Genomic DNA, 2,371 nt, shown 5'->3' with positions numbered 1-2,371 from the left:
AGCCGTCCCTACCGCGACAACGATGGGGGCAGAACGATGGGGGCAGAACGATGGGGGGAAGAGGTTCGGAATAGGTATCTTCCGCAAAATTTTGTGATCTTGGAATCCGTCTCCGTGGTGGAGTCGTCTGTCTGGTGAACAGGCGGCTTTCAAACGGAGGATGGGATGTATTACAAGCTACTCGCTGATCTGACCGTCGCGATTCATTTCGGATACGTCGCGTTCGTCGTCGTGGGGGTTCCGTTGACGATGGCCGGCGCGGTGTTGGGCTGGGGTTGGGTGCGGAACCGCTGGTTTCGCGGCATTCATTTGACGATGATTCTGGTCGTCGTCTTGGAAGCCTGGGCGGGCGTGACGTGCCCGCTGACGACGCTGGAAAAGGACTTTCGATCGGCCGCGGGAGGCCAGGCTTACCAAGGGGATTTCATCGCCAATTGGCTGCACGACGCGATGTTTTTTGATCTGGAGCCGTGGGCGTTCACGGTTGGTTACACGCTGTTCGGTGCATTGGTCGTCGCGAATTTGGTGTTCGTCCCGGCGCGCTGGCGGCACAGCAGTTGAAGGTCAAGAAATGGGGTGGGGCTGGAGTGGTCTGGCAGGGCTGGAGCTTTTTGCTCCTTGGGCGAGCTTTGGTAACATGGATTCGATTGACCTTCGCCGGCCCGGCTCGCCCACCCACTTTCGGCAACTCCCCATGTCAGCAGCCCCTCGCTATTTGCCGCACTACACCGTCGCAGACTATCGGCAGTGGGAAGGCGACTGGGAACTTTGGCAGGGGATTCCGGTGTCGATGACGCCAAGCCCATTTGGCCCCCACCAGAGGATCGCCAAGAATGTGGTGTTTGAGATCGAGTCGCAAATCAGAAAACAGCAATGCCGCGCGAGCGTGCTGTACGAGATCGACTGGATCGTGAGCGACGAGACGGTGGTGCGTCCCGATGTGGTGGTGATCTGCGGAGACGCACCCGAAGAACACGTCGAAAGCCCGCCTGCGCTGGTCGCGGAAATTCAATCGGAATCGACGGCTGGGCGTGATCGCGAAGCCAAACGTGATTTGTATCGCGAAAACGGAGTGCAGACTTATCTGCTGATCGACCCGGATGGTGAGACGCTGGAGGCCTATCGACGAACGCCGACCGGGGACTGGAACCACGAGGTCGTCAACGAAACCATCAGACTGTCGATCTGCGATGATTGCGAAATTCAGATCGATCGCGATTCGTTGTTTCTGTGAATGTCGGCGCGGGGAGTCTGCGTGAGGCTTGAGAATCGTGGATGACCGCTTGACCGTCCCGCATAGACCCTCCCCGCTCCGAGTGTAAACTCCTCCGCGACCCTCCCAGAGGGAGAGTGGCTGAGGATGGGTTGCGGCGAATCCTTCTAGGGCCGGCGGGCGGTTCGAACGACGCTGTCGATCAATTGTTCGGTCATCCGGGCGCGGTATTCCATCATGCTGTTGGGGCCTTGGAATCCGACCACGGTCTCGTCCCAATTGAGTTCCTTGCTGATCATGTGCCCGGCGTCCAGGTCGAACTTGATCGTGCCGTTGCTGAGTTGTTGGACGACTTGGGCCCGCACGGATTGCTCTTCGATCGGCGTCAGCGGTTCACTGCGGACCGACAACGTGGCGACGCCGGATTTCACTTTTTCCAGCGTGTAGAGTTCACGGATCTTGATCGGTTTGACCAATCCGTCTTCGGTCCGCGTCTTGATTTCACGGGGGATCGCCCAGGAGTCGCCGATCGCGATCGGTTCGTCGGGTAAGGCCAGGGACAGGGATCCCATTCCCAGTGACGCTTTGCTGCCGCCGTTGTCTTGGCGATCGGTTTCTTGGCCGCGTGGGTTGATTGTCACGGTGGCCAATGTCTTTCCGATCTGTTCGGCCACTTTGGAGAACACACGGGGCGGTTCTTCACCGGATCCGCTGGACCAACGGATCTCTTCTTTGTCGCCTTGCTGTTGGGTCATTTCGACGGAATCGACGACGTGATCGAAGGTCATCTCGTCGCCGTCGACGTGCGTGACGGCCCAATGTCGTTGGCTGACGGTGTGGACCTGTGAGATTTCCTCGTCACCCTTCAGCCGCGTTTTGGTCTTTGCCACGTGCGTGACTTCGTAGCTGAGCTTTTGCCCGCCGGTCAACGAATAACGCAGCAAGTATTTGGTCGATTCATCGTCGGCGGCAAAGCCGGTCGACCCTAAGGCGGCGAGGGTGAATGCGATGGCGAGGCAATAACGGTCCACGGTTCCGGTCTCCTTACACTGACTCGAGTTGAAGGTGGACCGTGAAACTCGCAGATTCACAATCGCGGTGCAAGAGCGATTGGTGTGGCGTGGGTCAGGGGGCCAAGGGCCAATACCGCTAAGTTAA

Annotated in this window: 3 protein-coding genes; 2 read left to right on the top strand and 1 reads right to left on the bottom strand. The window is 58.6% G+C overall.

Going from position 1 to position 2,371, the window contains the following annotated elements:
* Nucleotides 1-165: 165 nt before the first annotated feature.
* Both NZK35_RS15330 and NZK35_RS15325 read left to right on the top strand, forming a co-directional pair.
* Entirely contained in the window at nucleotides 166-561 is a 396-nt protein-coding gene (locus tag NZK35_RS15330) for a DUF2784 domain-containing protein (protein ID WP_259633414.1), read from the top strand.
* Between the two features lie 133 nt (nucleotides 562-694).
* Nucleotides 695-1,234, top strand: a complete 540-nt coding sequence (locus NZK35_RS15325) for a Uma2 family endonuclease (RefSeq protein WP_259633413.1) — start codon at nucleotides 695-697, stop codon at nucleotides 1,232-1,234.
* A gap of 146 nt (nucleotides 1,235-1,380) precedes the next feature.
* Here the strand turns inward: NZK35_RS15325 and NZK35_RS15320 are convergent, their stop codons facing one another.
* Complete coding sequence (locus NZK35_RS15320) at nucleotides 1,381-2,244, bottom strand: hypothetical protein (protein WP_259633412.1); 864 nt, start codon at nucleotides 2,242-2,244, stop codon at nucleotides 1,381-1,383.
* Between the last annotated feature and the right edge of the window lie 127 nt (nucleotides 2,245-2,371).

This window comes from Stieleria sedimenti, assembly GCF_025060895.1.
In the GTDB taxonomy this organism is placed as follows: Bacteria; Planctomycetota; Planctomycetia; order Pirellulales; family Pirellulaceae; genus Stieleria; species Stieleria sedimenti.
The sequence above is the reverse complement of the archived record's forward strand: the minus strand, read 5'-3'. Positions and strand labels throughout refer to the sequence as shown.